The sequence below is a fragment of the Flavobacterium cauense R2A-7 genome, from assembly GCF_000498475.1.
Lineage (GTDB): Bacteria > Bacteroidota > Bacteroidia > Flavobacteriales > Flavobacteriaceae > Flavobacterium > Flavobacterium cauense.
Genome location: NZ_AVBI01000014.1, coordinates 156104 through 174427 on the forward strand (window position 1 = coordinate 156104; position 18324 = coordinate 174427).

Consider the following 18324-nt stretch of genomic DNA (forward strand, 5'->3'; position numbering starts at 1 on the left):
GTGAATAGGGAAAAACTTTTGTCGGAATTGCAGTTTAAGGCGGTACGCAGCAGCGGAGCCGGAGGTCAGAACGTAAATAAAGTTTCCTCCAAAGTGGTATTGTCTTTCGATTTGAAGATTTCCACTGCTTTTTCTGAAGAGGAAAAGGAACTGCTTTTGGCGAAACTCGAAAACAAACTTACCAAAGAACAGGTTTTGATTTTAAGTTGTGATGAAGACCGGAGCCAGCTTCGTAACAAAGAAATTGTAATCAAACGTTTTCTGCTGATTGTTGAAGGCGCCCTGAAAGTGGAAAAACCCCGGAAAGCGACCAAAATACCGCGTTCGGTAATTGAAAAGCGACTGAAAGAAAAGAGGAATCAGTCGGATATAAAGCAATCCCGTCAAAAGCCTAAATTCTAATTATTTGAAAATCCGTTTGGATAATTGGTTTTTATAGGTTTATCTTTGCACCGTCTCAAAGGGGTGCTCCAAATAACGAGCTGAGATTATACCCAATGAACCTGGGCAGGTAATGCTGCCAAGGGAAAAATGACAGTTAACGAAACATTCATCGTTCGTGTCATGGAAATATCATTTATTAATTTTTTAAAAGAATAATTGCCCCTTTTATTTGTAATCTTTTTTACGAATGAAAATTTTATTCAAAGTGCTTTTTGCAGGAGCCATACTGCAAACTTCTTTTGGTTTTTCTCAGGAAACAACCGCTCAGGATACGACTAAAGTCAAACTCTTAGACGATGTTTTGGTTTCAGCTGTTCGTGCCAATGCCAAACAACCGGTAAGTTTTACCAATGTAAGTAAAGAGGAGCTTGCTGCCCGAAATCTGGGTCAGGATATTCCGGTGTTGCTGAATTATTTACCGTCTGTAGTGACCACCACAGATGCCGGAAACGGCGTGGGGTATACAGGAATCCGTGTGCGTGGAAGTGATGCAACGCGAGTGAATATTACGATTAACGGTATTGCCTACAACGACTCAGAATCGCACGGTACCTATTGGGTAAACATGCCGGATTTTGTGTCGTCGGTGGAAAATCTTCAGTTGCAGCGCGGGGTAGGAACTTCTACCAACGGAGCCGGTGCTTTCGGAGCAAGTCTGAACATGTTAACCGATTCGTATTCCGAAAAAAGTAACGGAGAGGTTTCTAATTCCATCGGAAGTTTCAATACCCACAAACATACCGTGAAATTCAGTACCGGTTTGATGAATAACAAGTTCGAATTGGCAGGGCGTTTGTCTAAAATTAATTCGGACGGTTATGTTGACCGTGCTGCTTCCGATTTAAAATCTTATTTTCTTCAGGGTACCTACGTGGGAAAAACCACTTTAATCAAAGCTTTGGTTTTTGGCGGTAAGGAAAAAACGTATCAGTCGTGGAACGGTATCGATTCTTATACCTTGGAACATGATCGTACTTTTAATTCTTCGGGAATGTTTACGGATGAACTCGGGAATACCCGTTTTTACGATAATGAAACCGATAATTATCAACAAGATCATGCACAATTGCATTGGAACGAGCAAATCAATTCCAACTGGAATACGAATGTGGCAGTACATTATACCAAGGGTAAAGGATATTATGAGAATTATAAAGAAGATGCCGATTTTTCCGATTACGGATTGCAACCAGTAGCTGGGCAATCGTCCACTGATCTGATTCGTCAGAAATGGCTCGATAACGATTTTTACGGTGCAACATTTTCAGGAAATTATAAAAATGCCTCTTTGGATGTTATCATGGGCGGCGCCTGGAACAAATACGACGGGTTGCATTTTGGTAAGGTGATTTGGGCGCGTTATGCTTCTACAAGTGAGTTGGGAGACAAATATTACAATGACCGCGGGGTTAAAACCGACTGGAACGTATTCTCCAAAGTAAATTATAAAATGACCAATCACATCAGTTTGTATGGAGATTTGCAGTTCCGACGCGTAAACTATAAAGCCAATGCTCCGGAAACCGGTTTGGTGAATGATACGTTTAATTTCTTCAATCCTAAAGCGGGGATTACATTTACCATCAACGATAAGAACAATATTTATGTTTCTTATGCGAGAGCTAACCGCGAACCGAATAGAACCGATTATGAAAACGGCAGTCCGAAACCGGAAAGTCTGAATGATTTTGAATTGGGTTGGCGCTACAGTACACCGAAGACCAAATTGAACGTCAATATTTATGAAATGATTTACCGAAATCAACTGGTTTTAACCGGCCAGTTGGATGATGTGGGTTCACCGATAAGAGCGAACAGCGGGGACAGTTATCGATTGGGGTTAGAGGTAGATGCTACTGTAACGGTATTGGAAAAACTGATCATCCGCCCGAATGCTACGCTGAGTGTGAATAAAAACAAGGATTTTGTGTTTCAGAGAGACGGACAATTACAGCATTTAGGCGATACGAACATCGCCTATTCTCCGAGCCTTATTTTTGGGAATGCTTTTGTTTTTGCCCCGATTAAAACGCTTCAGTTGTCGTTCTTGACAAAAGTGGTTGGGAAACAGTACATGGGAAATATCGATTCGGAGATGTCGGCACTTAAAAAGTACTGGGTAAATGATTTTTCGGTAAACTGGGAGATCAAGCCGAAATCTATTTTCAAGTCCATCATTATAAACGGATTGGTAAATAATGTTCTTAATTACAAATACGTTTCCAACGGATATTTTTACACATATGATGACGATTGGACTACTCCGGGAAGTGTGACTACGATTGAAGGAACAGGGTATTATCCGCAAGCCGGCAGAAATGTTATGCTCGGAGCGACCCTTAAATTTTAAATGTTTAGTTAATTAAAATAGGTTGATTAAATCCTGACGAGTTTTTGCTTGTCAGGATTTTTTAATTGTAAATGTTTAAGATTCCCCCATTAAAGGAAACACGGTATTGTTTCATCGGATATTGCGCTCCCGCAGCCAGGCCGGTAAACAGACTGTATTGTTTGTCGTCGCAGGGGCAAACCGCATTGATTCCGTTTATGGTCATCGTAGAACAGTCGCTTAACGATTGGTTAGGACAGGCGGCATCAAACGCGGTGTATAGTCCTTCGCCTGTTTTCATTGCGATGATTCCTCTGATTCCTGCACCGGCAATGTTGATGTAAACCGGATTGGAAACATAATTTAAATCGTTATACGCCGGCAAACTCGTGTTAATTTGCAGATTAACAGGGTAATTGGGTAAATAAGGATTGTTGTTGTTTACATTTTCATCTTTATTGCAACTGATGAATAAGAAGGTCGATATGATGAGAAAAAAGAAATGTTTCATTTTTAAATAAATTAGTAAAAGAATTGATAAACAAATTTAAATTAATTAACTTTGACAAATGCAGTAATGCACTGATAAAATTGAAATAAAATAAAAACAATATCTTTGTAGAAAGAAATCCCGTTCCGATGGGATTTTTTCTATTTATATAAACGATGAAGTTATGAGTACAGTATCTTATTACACCGCAGAAGGATTAAAAAAATTAAGAGATGAATTGGATCATCTGAAAAGTATAGAAAGGCCAAAAGCTTCTCAAGCCATTGCTGAAGCAAGAGATAAAGGCGATTTGTCTGAGAACGCTGAATATGATGCTGCAAAAGAAGCGCAGGGATTATTGGAGATGAAAATTTCCAAAATGGAAGAAGTAGTGGCCAATGCCCGATTAATCGACGAATCACAATTGGACGTTTCCAAAGTATTGGTTTTGTCTACCGTTAAGATTAAAAACCAAACCAATGGTATGGAGATGAAATACACTTTGGTTGCCGAAAGCGAAGCCGATTTGAAAACCGGTAAAATCTCGGTAACGTCTCCAATCGGTAGAGGATTGTTAGGGAAATCTGTTGGAGAAGTGGCCGAAATCAATGTGCCCAATGGTGTGTTGAAATTCGAAATTTTAGAAATTTCACGCGACTAAATCAGATACCGGAACTTTAGGTTCTAATTTCTGATTTTGAAATACCGACATTTTTTTAAATTCTAACTTCTGATTTCTAAATTTTAATAAACATGGCCTCTATTTTTACTAAAATCATCAACGGCGAAATTCCGTGTTACAAAGTAGCGGAAGATGATAATTTCATTGCTTTTCTGGATGTGAATCCGAATGCAAAAGGACACACGCTTTGTGTTCCGAAACAGGAAATCAATAAGATTTTCGATATGGAAGAAGCGCATTATCTGGCTTTGATGCAATTTTCCCGTAAAGTAGCCAAAGCTTTGGAAAAAACCGTTGCCTGCAAGCGTATTGGTGTGGCCGTAGTAGGGCTGGAAGTGCCGCACGTGCACGTACATTTAATTCCGCTTCAGGATATGGACGACATGCGTTTTGAACGAAAAACGAGTTTAACACAAGAGGAATTTGAGAATTTGGCGCAAGCGATTCATCAGAATTTATAATAGTACAATAGCGATTTTCTGCTTTACCGCAGATTCACAGATTAATAGTATAAAATCTGTGAATCTGCGTTTTTTTATGATTCTGTAAATGTGTTGCAAGTTTTGCACTACAAAATTGGGATGGTGCTATTTGTTTTTGTTTGAAAAATCCTGATTTGAAAAGGGTGGATTTTTAGGAATCACGATAACATTGTATTCATGATTGGTGGATTGATGACAACTATTACAGGAGTTGGTTAGATTTGTGTAGCTTTTCCGAAACAGTTTTTCATCCTTTTTTAAAATAGCATTCCTTAAACTATCCATTGCCGGATTGATCATTCCAATTGATTTCGTTTCTGTTCTTTCGGAACAATATTTTTGAATTCCTTCTAAATTTTCGTTTATTTCATTTATTTCAAAATCAGCCAACGCCCAATTTTGGTTTTCCCCTGCAAACAAAAGTTTTGCGTGATGTATTTGTATGTTGCTCATAAACTCTCCAAACCCGGGTTTGTATGTTTCGGCTATTTTGCTTTCTAAACTGTCAATTTTAGTTTCTAAAATTTTAGTTTAATCTGCTTGTTGCTTGCAGGAAATTAAGGTGAAGGTTAATGCGAGTAAAGAGAAATATTTTTTCATTTTGAGGTCAATTTAGTATTCCTGTTGCTGTTAAGTAACTTTGTTTTAGCACTACTAAAATTCTAAGCCGTTTCTTTCTTAAAAGTAATCTGCATCGTGGTCCCTTTTCCAATTTCAGATTGCGCAACCTTGATGCGTCCGTCGTGGTATTCCTCCACAATTCTTTTGGTTAACGATAAGCCTAGTCCCCAACCGCGTCTTTTAGTGGTAAATCCGGGCTCAAAAACGCTCTGAAACTGGTTTTTCGGAATCCCGCTACCGGAATCTTTTACCTTGATTTTTACAAAACGATCGGTTTCCTCAATCGTTACCGAAAGTTTTCCTTTGCCTTTCATGGCATCAATCGCATTTTTTACCAGATTTTCAATAGTCCAACTGTGCAATACCGGATTCATTTTAATTAAAATCGGATGTTCCGGAGCGCTAAAGGAAAATTCAACTTGTTTGGAAGTTCTCGATTTCAGATAATCGAACGATTGTTCCGTTTCCTGAATCAGGTCGCGGCGTTCCAAAACCGGTTCCGAACCAATTTTCGAAAAACGATCCGTTATGGTTTGGAGTCGGGTAATGTCTTTTTCGATTTCGGCGACCATGCTTTCATCTACGTTTTCAGATTTTAAAATCTCAAGCCAACCAATTAAGGATGATAAGGGTGTGCCAATCTGATGTGCCGTTTCCTTCGCCATACCGGCCCAAAGTCGGTTTTGGGTGGCCATTTTACTGGCGCGGTAAAAGTTGAAAATCATGCCACTGAAAAACAGTCCGATTAAAACCAGTGCAATCGGATAGTATTTTAATTTTGTGATTAAAGACGAGTTGCCGTAGTATAACAAATGTTTTTTTCCTGCATAATCAATCGTGATGGGTTTATTTTCCGATTTGAGTCGGTTCAGGAACGAAATCGATTTGATCTTGTCTTTCGTAATCGCTTCTTCCACATTAATCATGTCGATAATGCTGTCGTTGTCAGAAGTCCGTATGATTGGTATGGTTGTGTTCTTGCTTAAAATCTGCAATGGTAATTCAAGTTCCGTGTTTTCATCAGCGTTGTTAACGGTTTTTAGTGCCGATGCCCAAACCTCCATTTTCAGGCGTTCTTCATTTTTGAATGTTTGGAAAAAAGTGTAGGTATTCCATAAAATCAGCACCAAAAGATTGAAGGATGCCAGAATGATTACCCAGCGTATTAAATTGCGTCTGTCGGAAGAAAAGTTCATACGTTGTTTTGAGTAGCTGATTTACTAAGTAGCTAAGGTACTAAGTTTCTTGGGATAGCCAAAGTTTATTTTTATTTTGAAATATTTTCTTACATTTGTTTTCGATGAAAATTGCCTGAAGTTTCAGGGCAAAAAAGTATCTTTGTCAAAATTTTTCACAATATGATTAGCGTTGATCCGAAGGAGTTGGCTCCGATGAAATTACAAGCCTATCTGCAAGGTGCTGTTGGTCCGCGACCGATTGCATTTGCCAGTACGTTAGACGAAAACGGAAACCCGAATTTATCCCCGTTCAGTTTCTTTAACGTGTTCAGTTCGAACCCGCCGATACTGATTTTTTCACCGGCACGACGCGTGCGTGACAATACCATCAAGCATACTTTAATCAATGCTGAGGCGACTCGCGAAGTGGTAATTAATGTGGTGAATTATGCTATCGTGCAACAAGCGTCTTTATCCAGTACCGAATATGCAGATGGCGTAAACGAATTTGAAAAAGCAGGATTAACCATGGTGCCGTCCGACGTAGTGCAACCGTATCGTGTAGGCGAAAGTCCGGTACAGTTTGAGTGCAAGGTAAACGACATTATTCATCTGGGAACCGAAGGCGGAGCAGGGAATCTAATCATCTGCGAAGTGGTGAAAATCCATATCAACGAAGAAGTTCTGGATGCCAACGGAACCATCGACCAACACAAAATCGATTTGGTTTCCCGTATGGGCGGAAATTGGTATTCCCGTGCCAACATGGGACTTTTTGAAGTGGAAAAACCCTTGACGACTTTAGGAATTGGTGTGGATGCCGTACCCGATTTCGTGAAAGAAAGTCCGATTTTCGACGGTAACGATTTGGGTAAACTAGGAAACATCGAAGCCATACCAACCGAAGAAGAAATTGCTATATTTGTAAAAGAGAATTTCGCGATTAAAGCCGTTTTGAGTTCAGACGATGAGGTAAAGAAATTCCAAATGGCCAAAGAATATTTAGATAAAAACGAAGTACTGACCGCCTGGAAAGTGCTTTTAGCAAAACAATAAATTAAATTACGATGGAAGTTACAGGAAAAGTAAAAGTGATTAACGCAGCACAGCAAGTAAGTGCTACGTTCAAAAAAAGAGAGTTGGTAGTGACTACGGAGGAGCAATATCCACAGCACATTATGATTGAGTTCACGCAGGACAAATGTGATTTGTTAGACAGCTACCGCGTTGGGGAACCTGTAAAAGTGTCCATCAATTTAAGAGGAAGAGAGTGGGTGAATCCGCAGGGAGAAACCAAATATTTCAACTCGATCCAAGGTTGGAGAATCGAAAGATTACAAGCAGAAGCTCCGGCAGGTGCGCCACAAATGCCACCAATGCCAGCCAGCGAAGCTTTCGAACCGGCAACCAATTTCAAAGAAGAAGAACACGACGATTTGCCGTTCTAATTCAGAAGGCGGAATTTATAAATTAGAAGTCAGAAGTTCGGGTTATTTCGAATTTTTGACTTTTTTTGTTTGGGAGCGAATGACTTGGACTTTTTCAGCGGTCCGTGTTCCCGCTTTCCGCTGTATCTTTTTCCGGTCCTTTCGGGAACCGCAATGACCGGAAAAAAGGATGCCGCTTCAATCGGGGCTGGCAGAGGAATCATTTTAATTTTTGTAAACAGTAAAGTTGTGCCGCAACAAATTCATTTTTTAGGTAAAGAACTCTGGTTTCCGCCCGTTTCCGAAACACATCCTTCCGGAATTATTGCCGTGGGAGGCGATTTGTCGACCGAACGTCTTTTGTTAGCCTACAACAGCGGTATTTTTCCTTGGTTCGAAGACGGTGAACCCATTACCTGGTGGTCGCCCGACGAACGTATGGTGTTGTTTCCCGAGGATTTCAAACCCTCCAAGAGCATGCGGAATATCCTAAATCGGAAGATCTTTAAGGTGACTTTTAATCAAAATTTCCGCGAAGTAATTTCCAATTGTCAAACCATAAAACGCGAAGGGCAAAACGGCACCTGGATCACCGACGACATGATTGCTGCCTATTGCGAACTGCACGAACAAGGTCACGCAAAATCCGTGGAAGTCTGGCAAAACGATGAATTGGTTGGCGGTTTGTACGGCATCGATTTGGGTCATGTGTTTTGCGGGGAAAGCATGTTCTCCAAAGTGTCAAACGCGAGTAAAGTTGCTTTCGTTTCGCTGGTGAACTATCTGAAAGAGAATAATTATCTGTTGTTGGATTGTCAGGTGTACAACGAACATCTGGAAAGTCTGGGATGCGGCGAAATTGATCGGGAAGATTTTTTAGCGGTGTTGAAAATGTAATTCTTATAAAATTGAATAGATTTTAGTATGTTTATGGGATTTTAAATTTATAACACTTGAGAATAATAACTGTAATATCATTTTTATTAGCCTTTCAAAGTTTATTTTCACAGGGAAATTCTGAAAAACGATTGCAGTATTTTTTAGAAAATTCTCAATACGATTCTGCAAGACTAATAATACTTAATGAACTTAAAAATGATAATAACGATTACAAGAAAAAAGCTTCTTTTAAAATTAAATATGCGAAAGTTTTAAAGTCATTAGCGAAATCGGACAGTTGTTTTTATTATCTTGATAGTGCAGAAAAGACATTTAGCAAACTAAAAGATACAAATGAACTTTTTCACATATTAGTTGTAAGATCTGAAATTTCAAGATTCCTTGGGAATAGAAATTTGGCTAATGATTTTATATATAAGGCTGATAAATTATTTTTAAAAAGTAATAACCCAGAATATAAATTTTACTATTTAAACAGGCGAATTGCGCTTTTGGCAGAATATTATAATTATATTCAAGATTCTGTTGCCAAAATAAATAAGTTGAGCAATTTTATTCTTTCCAACCAAGATCAAATAAAAGATAAGTCAATAATAGTTTATACTTTAAATGAAATTGGTTTTTTAAGCTTTAATAAGGAACCTAAAAAAGCACTGTATTATTTTTTGAAAGCATTTAAAGTTGCCGAAAAATATGATACTAAAATGGCGTATGTTGATGTTTCCATAAATTTAGGAAGGTATTATCAACAAAAGGAAAATAATTACACAACCGCAATTTATTATTATCAGAAAGCATTAATTCAGGCCAAAAAAATCAATAATTTATGGCAGATGCAACAATGCTATAATGAGTTGAAAAATACCGCTGCACTAAGTCAAGATTATAAAAGTGCCATGTATTATGGAGATTCGTTAAATGGTGTAAATGATTTATTGAATGACTATACCAATAAAAAGAAATATGAACTATTAGAGAATAATTTTATCATTCAATCTAAGGAGAAAGAACTACTTACATCAAAAAAAAATCAATTGTTGTTGCTGTTAATTTTACTTTTGTTGTTTACAGGTTTAGCAACACTGTGGGTTTACAGTAAAAAAATCAAAAAATCAAAAAAAGTATTAGAAAAACTAAACAAAGAAAATGAATTTTTAGTAAGCGAAACGAACCATAGAGTGAATAACAACTTGCAATTAATCAGTTTGTTAATCAATGAAACGATTAGAAAGAACAAAGTTGAACATAAAGAAAATATCGATTTAATTCGATTGCAATCCAAAATTCAGTCTATTGCCTTATTACATAGAGAATTGTTTGCTTCCAAGGATAAAAAAACGATTGATTTGCAAGTGTATTTTGCAAAAATTGAAGAAAGTTTTTCTGAAATATGCACCAGTGAGAAGATTATTTTAAAATTAATGGTAGACCCCATTGTCAGTGATTCAGATGGTGCAATGTATATCGGGTTGTTAGTGACAGAATTAATCATGAACTCCATAAAATATGCTTTTAATGAAGATCAAATAAAAACGATTACGATTAAAATACTAAAGATGCAAGACCAGTTTACCTTCAATTATTCCGATAATGGTCAAAAGAACAAGTCTAAAGCGATTCATCCAATTTTGGTGCAACAATTATGTCAGCAAATAGCGGTACATCCTGAAATAAGTATCGAAAACGGGTTTCACTTAAGTTTTACAAAATCAATAGAAAATGCCTAAAATATTAATTGTTGAGGATCAGGTTTTAATTGCCAATTACATCAAAAATGTATTAGCCGATAATGAGATAACGGATGTTAAATTAGCCTTTACAGTTGAAGATGCAACAGCGAAGTTGAATGTGCATACGCCTGATGTTATTTTGCTGGATATCAACCTTCACGGGAAAGACACAGGGATTCACTGGGCAAAAGAGTTTGTGAAAAATAGTCAAATCATCTTTATCACTGGTCAAACCGAAAAGGAAACCATGCTGAAAGCTTTTGAGGTCAATCCGGTAACCTATTTAACCAAGCCGGTAAAAGAATCGGATTTGATTGCTGCCATTGAGTTGGCTAAGATAAAAAACAAGGTTAGTTATGTGATTGTTAAAAACGGTTTTGACGAAGTTAAGGTGTATTTTGAAGACATCCTTTTTTTAAAAAGCGACAAGAATTATGTAGATATTCAATTGACAAACAAAACCATAACTGTTCGAAATACATTGGATAACTTTTGCAAAGAATTAGACAATGATTTGTTTTGCAGAGTGCATCGTTCCTATGTCGTAAACAAAGCTAAAGTTACCCAAAAAAAATCTTCTTCCATTAAAGTCAACGACTTCGAATTGCCGATTTCAAGGAATTTTTCATTTGATTTTTAGTTTCGTCCACAAACTTTTGCGGTTCATCCCAAAGTAAAAAGTTCAAGGGCATCCATTGCTATTTTTGTTTCATAAACTTTAAATATTAAAGGCATGAAACTAAAACTTTACTTTTTACTATCCTTTTTTTGGATATCATTAATTTCCTTTGGGCAGACTACTACTTTGCCCTACAACGATGATGTTTACACGAGTGGATTTCCCTCTGTTACATTAAATAATTTCTCGACTTGTCAAACAAGTGCTTCCATTACAACAGGTTCTCAAGGATATAGTGGTATTTGGGCAGATAGAAATTACAATGTAGTTGTTAACGGGACAAATATTGGAACTTTTTTAGGTTCACAAACAATAGATATTTCATCTTATATTCCGATTACTTCCGTTCAAATGAATGGTTTGTATTCAAGCTGGTCTTGGGTGGATTTGACCGTAAATATTACCTCAAACAATGCGTCTATGCCAGCAACCGGACCAACAGTAACTAATATTACGTATGTTCAGGGCGATACGGCAAGTCCTTTGTCAGCAACGCTAAATGGTACCGGTACAACGTTAAAATGGTATACGGATCAATTTGGGGATAATTATTCCGCTACTGCGCCTACGCCTTCAACGACAACTGTTGGTACCACTTCCTACTATGTGTCACAAGCCAATGCTTCAGGATGTGAAAGTGTACGATCGGTAATTGTGGTTACTGTTGTTCCCAATACACCTGCAACGCATTTAAATTTTGATGGAGTTAATGATGTGGTAAATTTAGGAACAACAACTTCAAGTTTATTAAATAATTCAAATTTTCTTACAGTGGAAGCTTGGATTAAAGTACCCAATGTTGTTGGAACAAAAACAATAGTAGGTAACCATGTCGGTTGGGGAGGAACACAATTTAATTTTAGAGTAATAAACAATACTTTGAATGCATTTCTAGGGGATGGTTATTATGGTGTTTCTTCTGCAGCAGGAACAATTGTTGCAAATACATGGACTCATGTTTCTATGGTTTATGATGATACAACATTAAAAATTTATCGTAATGGAGTAGAAGTAGGTTCTACTTCTGTTCCATCTGGCTATTCATTAGCCAATACATCTCCCCAAACTTTTATTGGTAATTCAGTTTTTGGAGGAGAAATTTTCGAAGGTAACATTGATGAAGTTAGAATTTGGAATACAGTAAAAACAACTGAACAGTTAAATGGTTCTAAAAATTGTGAACTGCAAGGTACTGAATCAGGATTAATAGCTTATTACAAATTTAATCAAGGTGTAGACTTAGCTAATAATTCAGCGGTAACGACATTAAATGCAACAACAGGTCCAAACGGAACATTAACCAATTTTGCATTAAATGGTACAACATCAAACTGGTTAGCAGGTTCGCCGGTAACTACAGGTTCAATAATTCCCTCAGTTGCAGCTGTGACTACTCCGGTTGTTTATAATCAAGGTGATACAGCTGCTGCTTTAACTGCTACAACTGGTACAAACGGAACAGGATTAATGTGGTATACAACAGCAACAGGAGGAACAGGTTCTACGACAGCTCCAACTCCAAGCACTACTACAGCTGGAAACACCTCTTACTGGGTTTCTTCAACAAATGCAAACGGTTGTGAAAGTGCAAGAACTCAAATTGTAGTGAATGTAATTGTGGCTAATGATAACTGTTCTAATGCAATCAATTTATCTGTTGGGGCTAGTTCATTTAATGATTTTCCAGTAAATGTAAATTTAACAACGGCTACTAATTCAGGAGCTCCAGCGCCTACTTGTGGAAATTTCCAAGGTGGAGACGTATGGTATACTGTAACGGTTCCTGCTTCAGGTAATGTAGTTATTGAAACCAATGGAGCAGGACTCTATAATACCGGTTTAGAAGTTTATTCAGGTAATTGTGGCGCTTTAAGTTTAGTAAACTGCGATGATAATAGCGGGAATGGTGATTATTCTAAAATTCTTCTACTGGGTCAAACTCCTGGAACTGTTTTATATGTAAGAGTTTGGGAAAATGTCTTCGGAATTTCAAATGCTCAATTCCAAGTTTCGGCTTATGATTATGTCGTTCCGGCAACCCATTTGAATTTTGATGGGGTTAATGATTTTGTTGTTTCAACAAATGCTGTTACTAACAATACTGAAAATCAGACCTATCAAGCTTGGTTTAGAATTCCTTCTATTCCTGCTAACAGCGATCGTATTCTACAAAGAGGAAATGATGGAACTGGAGGATGGTCTGTACAAATCGATGTAAATGCTGCAGGTAAATTAAGTGCCGGAATTAGTGCTTCTCCAGATACCTTTGTAACAGGAACAACTGTATTAACACCAAACACTTGGTACCATGCAACTTTTGTATTTGAAAACAACAATTCATTGCGTTTGTATTTGAATGGTAATCTAGAAGCTTCTGTAGTCATTGGAAATAGAACATTACGTAATTCTGATAATAAATTAAGAATTGGTAGTGGAAATATCGCTTCTGAATATTTCAATGGGGATATTGACGAAGTTCGTGTTTGGAATAAAGTTTTAAATGCAACAGATATTTTAAGCACGATGAACTGTGAAATACAAGCTTCTGAAACAGGCTTAGTTGCGTATTACAAGTTTAACCAAGGCAATGATATCATAAACAATGCATCGGTTACTTCCCTTCTTGATGGTTCTAGTAATTCAAATAATGGAACGTTAACGAATTTTGCTTTAACAGGAACCACATCAAACTGGAAATCGGGTTCTACAGTTACAACGGGTAATACTTGCGCAACTTTAGGAAATACAGATTTTGAAAACATTGCAAAAATCACTGTTTATCCGAATCCTTCCACAGGTGTTTTCAATATTGTTTCACAGCAGGACTTGGTGGTAGAAGTTTATGATTTAGTGGGGAAATTGGTTTTAAATCAAAAAATAGCTATCGGTACAAACAGTGTTGATATTTCAAATTTCAGTTCAGGGGTTTACTTGTTAAAAGCATTTGATAATAGTGGCAATTCAGAATCTTACAAATTAATCAAACAGTAATGAAGTTCTTTTATAAACATTGGGTTGAATTTTTATTAGTAGTACTGTATTTAGTATTGATTTTACTCGGTATTTATATTTATAATATTTAATTAAAAAGGCTGTCAACTGACAGCCTTTTTTTATTTTAATTGCGTTACAACTTCGGCAATGTTCGAATGTACAATTCCTCCACTTTTTTTCTTGCCCAATCGGTTTTTCGTAAAAACGTCAGACTCGATTTTACCGATGGATTTTCTTTAAAGCATTTGATGTTAATCAATTCCGCTAAAGTGTCAAAACCATAAAAATCCACCAACGTTTCGACAATGGTTTTTAAGGTAATTCCATGTAAAGGGTCTTTACTCATGTTTTTTAAGTTTGTTTCGATGCTTTAGGCGTTTGTTTTTCTTCTGAATTTTCTTCGGGTGAAATTATAATAAAAAATCAGATTGTCCATCATTAAAGCGATAGTAATCAATAACGCGGCTGCAAACAGTGCTTTGAGTCCAATTCGGTAAAACAATAACGTACCCGAAATACACCCCGTGAAGAAAAAAACGATAATGGAAAGTTTCAGAAAAATGTTTTTTTTCAGTTTAACTTCATTCGGATGCTGCCGGTAGAAAAAGTATTGTGAGGTTTCAATGCCCAAATCGGTAAAAAGTCCGGTGAGATGCGTGGTGCGAACTGTCGATTGTGATATTTTGGTCACCAAAGCATTCTGCAAACCCATCGAAAACAAAAGCAGGTAGGCAATTTGGTTGGTGTTTTCTGCATCGGTAAAATTCCAATCCTTCCAAAAACCAACGAATACCAATAACACGATTTCCAAAAACATTGGAGCGGTATGAAGGTATTTCTTTTTGTTGATGGCGGCAATTTCAATACATGAATTCGAAACGAAAGCGCCTAAAAAGAAGAAGAAGATGTAAAGCAGGAACGGAATCGCCTTGGCATAGTGTCCAACAATGAAGGCTTCGGCAAAATAGGCAAAATGACCCGTAACATTAGTGGTTAGCGTATTGATAGCTAAAACACCCACACTATTCACTATCCCGGCCACCAAAGAAAGATTGGAAGCCAAGCGTAAATTATGCCGGAAGGTGCGGTTTTTGCCTTGGTGTCTAAACATGGCTGAAAGAAGATTGTAAGTATCCTTTATTAAGGATAAATGTAGTTAAATTTTAGCGGAATGGAAGTCCGTTAAAGGATTAAAAATTATTCATTATTATCTCAAAGTGCTTACATATTTCTGATTCCTCGTCCAGCAATCCTCCACATGATCGTTGACCATTCCGGTGGCCTGCATGTGGGCGTAGACAACGGTGGAACCCACGAATTTAAATCCGCGTTTTTTTAAATCTTTGCTGAGTTTGTCGGAGATTTCAGTGGTGGCGGGAACTTCTTTTACATTTTTGCGATTGTTGTTGATGGGTTTTCCGTCTACAAAACCCCAGATGTAGTTGGAGAAAGTGCCGAATTCCTTCTGTACTTCCATAAAAGCGATGGCATTGGTAACAGCTGCTTTGATTTTTAATCCGTTGCGGATGATGCCCGCGTCTTGTTTTAAAAGCGCTATTTTTTCTTCCGAATAGTTGGCTACTTTTTGATAGTCGAAATTGTCGAAGGCGTTTCGGAAATTTTCGCGCTTCGCTAAAACGGTGTACCAGCTCAATCCCGCCTGAAAGGTTTCTAAAATCAGGAATTCAAAAATTTTTTGATCGTCGTAAACGGGAATGCCCCATTCGGTATCATGATAATTGCGGTATAAATCGTCTTTTTCGCACCAGGCGCAGCGGGTTTTAGTCGGCATGGGTTTCTGTTTTGGGTTCGTGTAAATATTTTTCAATCAGATAATGCCCAAGGTAGATTAACGGAGTTAAAGCAACAGCTAAGATTAATTTGAAAGTATAGCCGGTAAACGAGATGTTGAGATATTGGCTCGTGGTGATTTTTCCGGTCATCCAGAAAGCGATTCCGGAAACGATGAAGCTGTCGATTAATTGAGAGATTACTGTGGAACCGGTGCTTCGGAGCCAAATCATTTTTTTGCCGGTCTTGTTTCGGAGGAACCAGAAGATGCTCACATCGATTAACTGGGAAACCAAAAAGGCGATAATACTGGCGATCATGATGAACAAACCTTGTCCGAAAACGGCATAAAATTGTTCGTCGTTCACGGTTTCTCCCGTTACAAATGCTGGAATTTTTGTACCGATAAACAGAATTAAGATGCAATAGGCGATGAGACCGGCGGTGATAAATGACAATTTTTTAACGCCGTCGCGACCGAAATGTTCGTTGATGATATCAGTCGTGATAAAAACAATAGGCCATGGCAGAATTCCGATGCTCATGATGAACGGGCCGATCTGGATCAGTTTTCCGCCGGTGAGTTCTGCCACAATGGCGTTGGTAATGAAAATTCCGGCTAAAATGATGTAAACGATGTCTTTCTTGCTTTTGAACATAAAAGGGGTTTAAATCCAAATGTACGGCATTTCGGAGAATAAAAAAACCCCAATCTTGCGACTGAGGTTTTTGTTATTTATGTTTAGAAGGATTATCCTAAAGCAACTCTGCTGAAACCAGTAACTGTTAAACCACTGTCAACCGATTTGATATAAGCAGCAACGCTCATTGAACCGTCTTTGATGTAGTCTTGGTTTACCAAAGTGTTGTCTTTGTAGAAACGTTGGATTTTACCCTTAGCGATGTTGTCTAACATAGCTTCCGGTTTTCCTTCTGCACGCAATTGTTCTTTAGCGATTTCTACTTCTTTCTCGATGATTGATGCGTCAACACCCGCTTCGTTTAAAGCGATTGGGTTCATCGCAGCCGCTTGCATTGCTACGTTTTTAGCAGCCTCGTCAGCGCCAGCAACATTAGCAGATAAAGCAACCAAAGTAGCGATTTTACCAGCGTGAATGTACGATCCGATGAAAGCACCTTCAAGACGCTCAAACTGACCTACTTCAATTTTCTCACCGATAACTCCTGTTTGCTCGATTAATTTCTCAGCAACAGTGATTCCACCGAAGTCAGAAGCTAAAAGCTCTTCTTTAGTAGCGAAGTTTAATGCTTGGTTAGCTAAATCAGTAGCTAATTTTACGAAACCTTCATTTTTACCTACGAAATCTGTCTCACAGTTTAATGTGATTGCTACACCAGCAGTGTTGTCAGCATTTACAACAGCAATTGCGGCACCTTCTGTAGATTCTCTGTCAGAACGGTTTGCAGCTACTTTTTGACCTTTTTTACGTAAGTTCTCGATTGCTAAATCGAAATCTCCATCAGCTTCCACTAATGCTTTTTTACAATCCATCATACCTGCTCCGGTGATGGTTCTTAATTTATTTACGTCTGCAGCAGTAATTGTTGCCATTTTTGTATAAAATTTTAAGTTTGAAAAAAATTATAAAGTCGTCATAATGATAGTGAATACGAAAGTAAACATCCATCAGCATAACGACTTTATCATAATGTTATTTTTATTCTTCAGTTGAAGTGGTTGCTTCTGCTTTTGCTTCTGCAACTTCTCCAGCCGGTTGCTCATCTTTGTCAGATTTTCTGTCAGAAAGTCCTTCAATGATTGCACCTGATACTAAAGATAAAACTTTGTCGATTGATTTTGAAGCATCATCGTTTGCCGGGATAACGAAATCAACCTGACGTGGGTCAGAGTTGGTGTCTACCATAGCGAAAACTGGAATGTTTAATTTTTGAGCTTCTTTAACAGCGATGTGTTCTGCTTTGATATCTACAACGAATAACGCAGCCGGAAGTCTTGTCATGTCTGCAATAGAACCTAAGTTCTTCTCTAATTTCGCACGTAAACGATCTACTTGTAAACGCTCTTTTTTAGATAGGGTCATGAAAGTACCGTCTTTCTTCATTTTATCGATAGAAGCCATTTTTTTAACAGCTTTACGGATAGTAACGAAGTTGGTTAACATACCACCTGGCCATCTTTCAGTGATGTACGGCATGTTAGCTGCTGCAGCTTTTTCTGCAACGATATCTTTTGCTTGTTTTTTGGTAGCTACGAAAAGTACTTTTCTACCAGATGCAGCGATTTTTTTCAAAGCTTCGTTAGCTTCTTCAATTTTAGCTGCAGTTTTATATAGATTGATAATGTGAATACCATTACGCTCCATATAGATGTAAGGAGCCATGTTTGGGTCCCATTTTCTAGTCATGTGTCCGAAGTGAACACCTGCTTCTAGTAATTCTTTAACTTCTACTTTGTTTGCCATTTTGTAATAGTTTACGTTCTTGTGTATTAGCAATGGTTGAGTAGCGATTTCTCAGGTCTTAACCATTTAGATGCTAAACTAATTCCTACCTCAGTAGGAGAGCAACAAAAACTTAGTGTTTTTAAATAATAAT

The 18324-nt window shown here is 37.7% G+C and carries 19 protein-coding genes; 10 read left to right on the plus strand and 9 right to left on the minus strand.

Translation table 11 applies throughout. The annotated features are described in order from the left end of the window. Complete coding sequence (gene arfB / locus FCR2A7T_RS06825) at positions 1-402, plus strand: alternative ribosome rescue aminoacyl-tRNA hydrolase ArfB (protein ID WP_035117697.1); 402 nt, start codon at positions 1-3, stop codon at positions 400-402. 229 nt (positions 403-631) lie between these two features. After that, entirely contained in the window at positions 632-2794 is a 2163-nt protein-coding gene (locus FCR2A7T_RS06830; RefSeq protein ID WP_023570549.1) for a TonB-dependent receptor, read from the plus strand. 61 nt (positions 2795-2855) lie between these two features. Here FCR2A7T_RS06830 and FCR2A7T_RS06835 read toward each other — a convergent pair whose 3' ends face one another. Further along, positions 2856-3284: a hypothetical protein gene (locus FCR2A7T_RS06835; protein WP_023570550.1), complete on the minus strand. Its 429-nt coding sequence runs from the start codon at positions 3282-3284 to the stop codon at positions 2856-2858. A gap of 163 nt (positions 3285-3447) precedes the next feature. Between FCR2A7T_RS06835 and greA the strand changes: the two genes are divergently transcribed. Beyond that, the gene (gene greA, locus FCR2A7T_RS06840; RefSeq protein ID WP_023570551.1) at positions 3448-3924 is read left to right on the plus strand and encodes a transcription elongation factor GreA; all 477 of its coding nucleotides are present in this window, start codon (positions 3448-3450) and stop codon (positions 3922-3924) included. Between the two features lie 92 nt (positions 3925-4016). Beyond that, positions 4017-4406, plus strand: a complete 390-nt coding sequence (locus FCR2A7T_RS06845) for an HIT family protein (RefSeq protein ID WP_023570552.1) — start codon at positions 4017-4019, stop codon at positions 4404-4406. 126 nt (positions 4407-4532) lie between these two features. On the opposite strand, the gene FCR2A7T_RS06850 is transcribed toward FCR2A7T_RS06845, so the two are convergent. Both FCR2A7T_RS06850 and FCR2A7T_RS06855 read right to left on the minus strand, forming a co-directional pair. Next, on the minus strand, positions 4533-4880 hold the full coding sequence (locus FCR2A7T_RS06850; RefSeq protein ID WP_051369519.1) for a hypothetical protein: 348 nt from the start codon (positions 4878-4880) through the stop codon (positions 4533-4535). Between the two features lie 209 nt (positions 4881-5089). Next, positions 5090-6244 (minus strand): sensor histidine kinase, encoded by a 1155-nt coding sequence (locus tag FCR2A7T_RS06855; protein WP_023570554.1) that lies wholly within the window; start codon positions 6242-6244, stop codon positions 5090-5092. Positions 6245-6406: 162 nt separating this feature from the next. On the opposite strand from FCR2A7T_RS06855, the gene FCR2A7T_RS06860 reads away from it, so the two are divergent. From FCR2A7T_RS06860 to FCR2A7T_RS06885, 6 genes are all read left to right on the plus strand, one after another. Next, a complete protein-coding gene (locus tag FCR2A7T_RS06860) occupies positions 6407-7282 on the plus strand; it encodes a flavin reductase family protein (protein ID WP_023570555.1) in 876 nt (291 codons plus the stop codon). An 11-nt stretch (positions 7283-7293) separates the two neighbouring features. Further along, positions 7294-7674: a DUF3127 domain-containing protein gene (locus FCR2A7T_RS06865; RefSeq protein ID WP_023570556.1), complete on the plus strand. Its 381-nt coding sequence runs from the start codon at positions 7294-7296 to the stop codon at positions 7672-7674. Between the two features lie 240 nt (positions 7675-7914). Continuing rightward, the gene (gene aat / locus FCR2A7T_RS06870; protein ID WP_035117821.1) at positions 7915-8550 is read left to right on the plus strand and encodes a leucyl/phenylalanyl-tRNA--protein transferase; all 636 of its coding nucleotides are present in this window, start codon (positions 7915-7917) and stop codon (positions 8548-8550) included. Positions 8551-8606: 56 nt separating this feature from the next. After that, on the plus strand, positions 8607-10280 hold the full coding sequence (locus tag FCR2A7T_RS06875; protein ID WP_023570558.1) for a sensor histidine kinase: 1674 nt from the start codon (positions 8607-8609) through the stop codon (positions 10278-10280). Then, positions 10273-10923, plus strand: a complete 651-nt coding sequence (locus FCR2A7T_RS06880) for a LytR/AlgR family response regulator transcription factor (RefSeq protein ID WP_035117704.1) — start codon at positions 10273-10275, stop codon at positions 10921-10923. The genes FCR2A7T_RS06875 and FCR2A7T_RS06880 overlap by 8 nt, the downstream gene beginning before the upstream one ends. Before the next feature lie 93 nt (positions 10924-11016). Next, positions 11017-13953 carry a LamG-like jellyroll fold domain-containing protein gene (locus FCR2A7T_RS06885; RefSeq protein WP_023570560.1) on the plus strand — a complete coding sequence of 979 codons (2937 nt, stop codon included), beginning with the start codon at positions 11017-11019 and terminating at the stop codon, positions 13951-13953. A 136-nt stretch (positions 13954-14089) separates the two neighbouring features. Here the strand turns inward: FCR2A7T_RS06885 and FCR2A7T_RS06890 are convergent, their stop codons facing one another. The 6 genes from FCR2A7T_RS06890 to rpsB all read right to left on the minus strand — a co-directional run bounded on the left by FCR2A7T_RS06890 (position 14090) and on the right by rpsB (position 18191). Continuing rightward, entirely contained in the window at positions 14090-14302 is a 213-nt protein-coding gene (locus FCR2A7T_RS06890; protein WP_023570561.1) for a VF530 family protein, read from the minus strand. A 24-nt stretch (positions 14303-14326) separates the two neighbouring features. Further along, positions 14327-15067: a YoaK family protein gene (locus tag FCR2A7T_RS06895; protein ID WP_023570562.1), complete on the minus strand. Its 741-nt coding sequence runs from the start codon at positions 15065-15067 to the stop codon at positions 14327-14329. Positions 15068-15163: 96 nt separating this feature from the next. Beyond that, on the minus strand, positions 15164-15748 hold the full coding sequence (locus FCR2A7T_RS06900) for a DNA-3-methyladenine glycosylase I (RefSeq protein WP_035117708.1): 585 nt from the start codon (positions 15746-15748) through the stop codon (positions 15164-15166). Beyond that, positions 15738-16406: a queuosine precursor transporter gene (locus FCR2A7T_RS06905; RefSeq protein ID WP_023570564.1), complete on the minus strand. Its 669-nt coding sequence runs from the start codon at positions 16404-16406 to the stop codon at positions 15738-15740. The genes FCR2A7T_RS06900 and FCR2A7T_RS06905 overlap by 11 nt, the downstream gene beginning before the upstream one ends. Before the next feature lie 92 nt (positions 16407-16498). Beyond that, positions 16499-17320 carry a translation elongation factor Ts gene (tsf, locus tag FCR2A7T_RS06910; RefSeq protein WP_023570565.1) on the minus strand — a complete coding sequence of 274 codons (822 nt, stop codon included), beginning with the start codon at positions 17318-17320 and terminating at the stop codon, positions 16499-16501. 106 nt (positions 17321-17426) lie between these two features. Further along, a complete protein-coding gene (gene rpsB / locus FCR2A7T_RS06915; protein ID WP_023570566.1) occupies positions 17427-18191 on the minus strand; it encodes a 30S ribosomal protein S2 in 765 nt (254 codons plus the stop codon). Positions 18192-18324: the final 133 nt, after the last annotated feature.

Bases quoted from the DNA above. Each gene is read 5' to 3' on its own strand.
- FCR2A7T_RS06830 (WP_023570549.1), top strand. From the start codon at position 632: ATGAAAATTTTATTCAAAGTGCTTTTTGCAGGAGCCATACTGCAAACT.
- FCR2A7T_RS06835 (WP_023570550.1), bottom strand. From the start codon at position 3,284: ATGAAACATTTCTTTTTTCTCATCATATCGACCTTCTTATTCATCAGT.
- greA (WP_023570551.1), top strand. From the start codon at position 3,448: ATGAGTACAGTATCTTATTACACCGCAGAAGGATTAAAAAAATTAAGA.
- FCR2A7T_RS06845 (WP_023570552.1), top strand. From the start codon at position 4,017: ATGGCCTCTATTTTTACTAAAATCATCAACGGCGAAATTCCGTGTTAC.
- FCR2A7T_RS06850 (WP_051369519.1), bottom strand. From the start codon at position 4,880: ATGAGCAACATACAAATACATCACGCAAAACTTTTGTTTGCAGGGGAA.
- FCR2A7T_RS06855 (WP_023570554.1), bottom strand. From the start codon at position 6,244: ATGAACTTTTCTTCCGACAGACGCAATTTAATACGCTGGGTAATCATT.
- FCR2A7T_RS06860 (WP_023570555.1), top strand. From the start codon at position 6,407: ATGATTAGCGTTGATCCGAAGGAGTTGGCTCCGATGAAATTACAAGCC.
- FCR2A7T_RS06865 (WP_023570556.1), top strand. From the start codon at position 7,294: ATGGAAGTTACAGGAAAAGTAAAAGTGATTAACGCAGCACAGCAAGTA.
- FCR2A7T_RS06880 (WP_035117704.1), top strand. From the start codon at position 10,273: ATGCCTAAAATATTAATTGTTGAGGATCAGGTTTTAATTGCCAATTAC.
- FCR2A7T_RS06885 (WP_023570560.1), top strand. From the start codon at position 11,017: ATGAAACTAAAACTTTACTTTTTACTATCCTTTTTTTGGATATCATTA.
- FCR2A7T_RS06890 (WP_023570561.1), bottom strand. From the start codon at position 14,302: ATGAGTAAAGACCCTTTACATGGAATTACCTTAAAAACCATTGTCGAA.
- FCR2A7T_RS06895 (WP_023570562.1), bottom strand. From the start codon at position 15,067: ATGTTTAGACACCAAGGCAAAAACCGCACCTTCCGGCATAATTTACGC.
- FCR2A7T_RS06900 (WP_035117708.1), bottom strand. From the start codon at position 15,748: ATGCCGACTAAAACCCGCTGCGCCTGGTGCGAAAAAGACGATTTATAC.
- FCR2A7T_RS06905 (WP_023570564.1), bottom strand. From the start codon at position 16,406: ATGTTCAAAAGCAAGAAAGACATCGTTTACATCATTTTAGCCGGAATT.
- tsf (WP_023570565.1), bottom strand. From the start codon at position 17,320: ATGGCAACAATTACTGCTGCAGACGTAAATAAATTAAGAACCATCACC.
- rpsB (WP_023570566.1), bottom strand. From the start codon at position 18,191: ATGGCAAACAAAGTAGAAGTTAAAGAATTACTAGAAGCAGGTGTTCAC.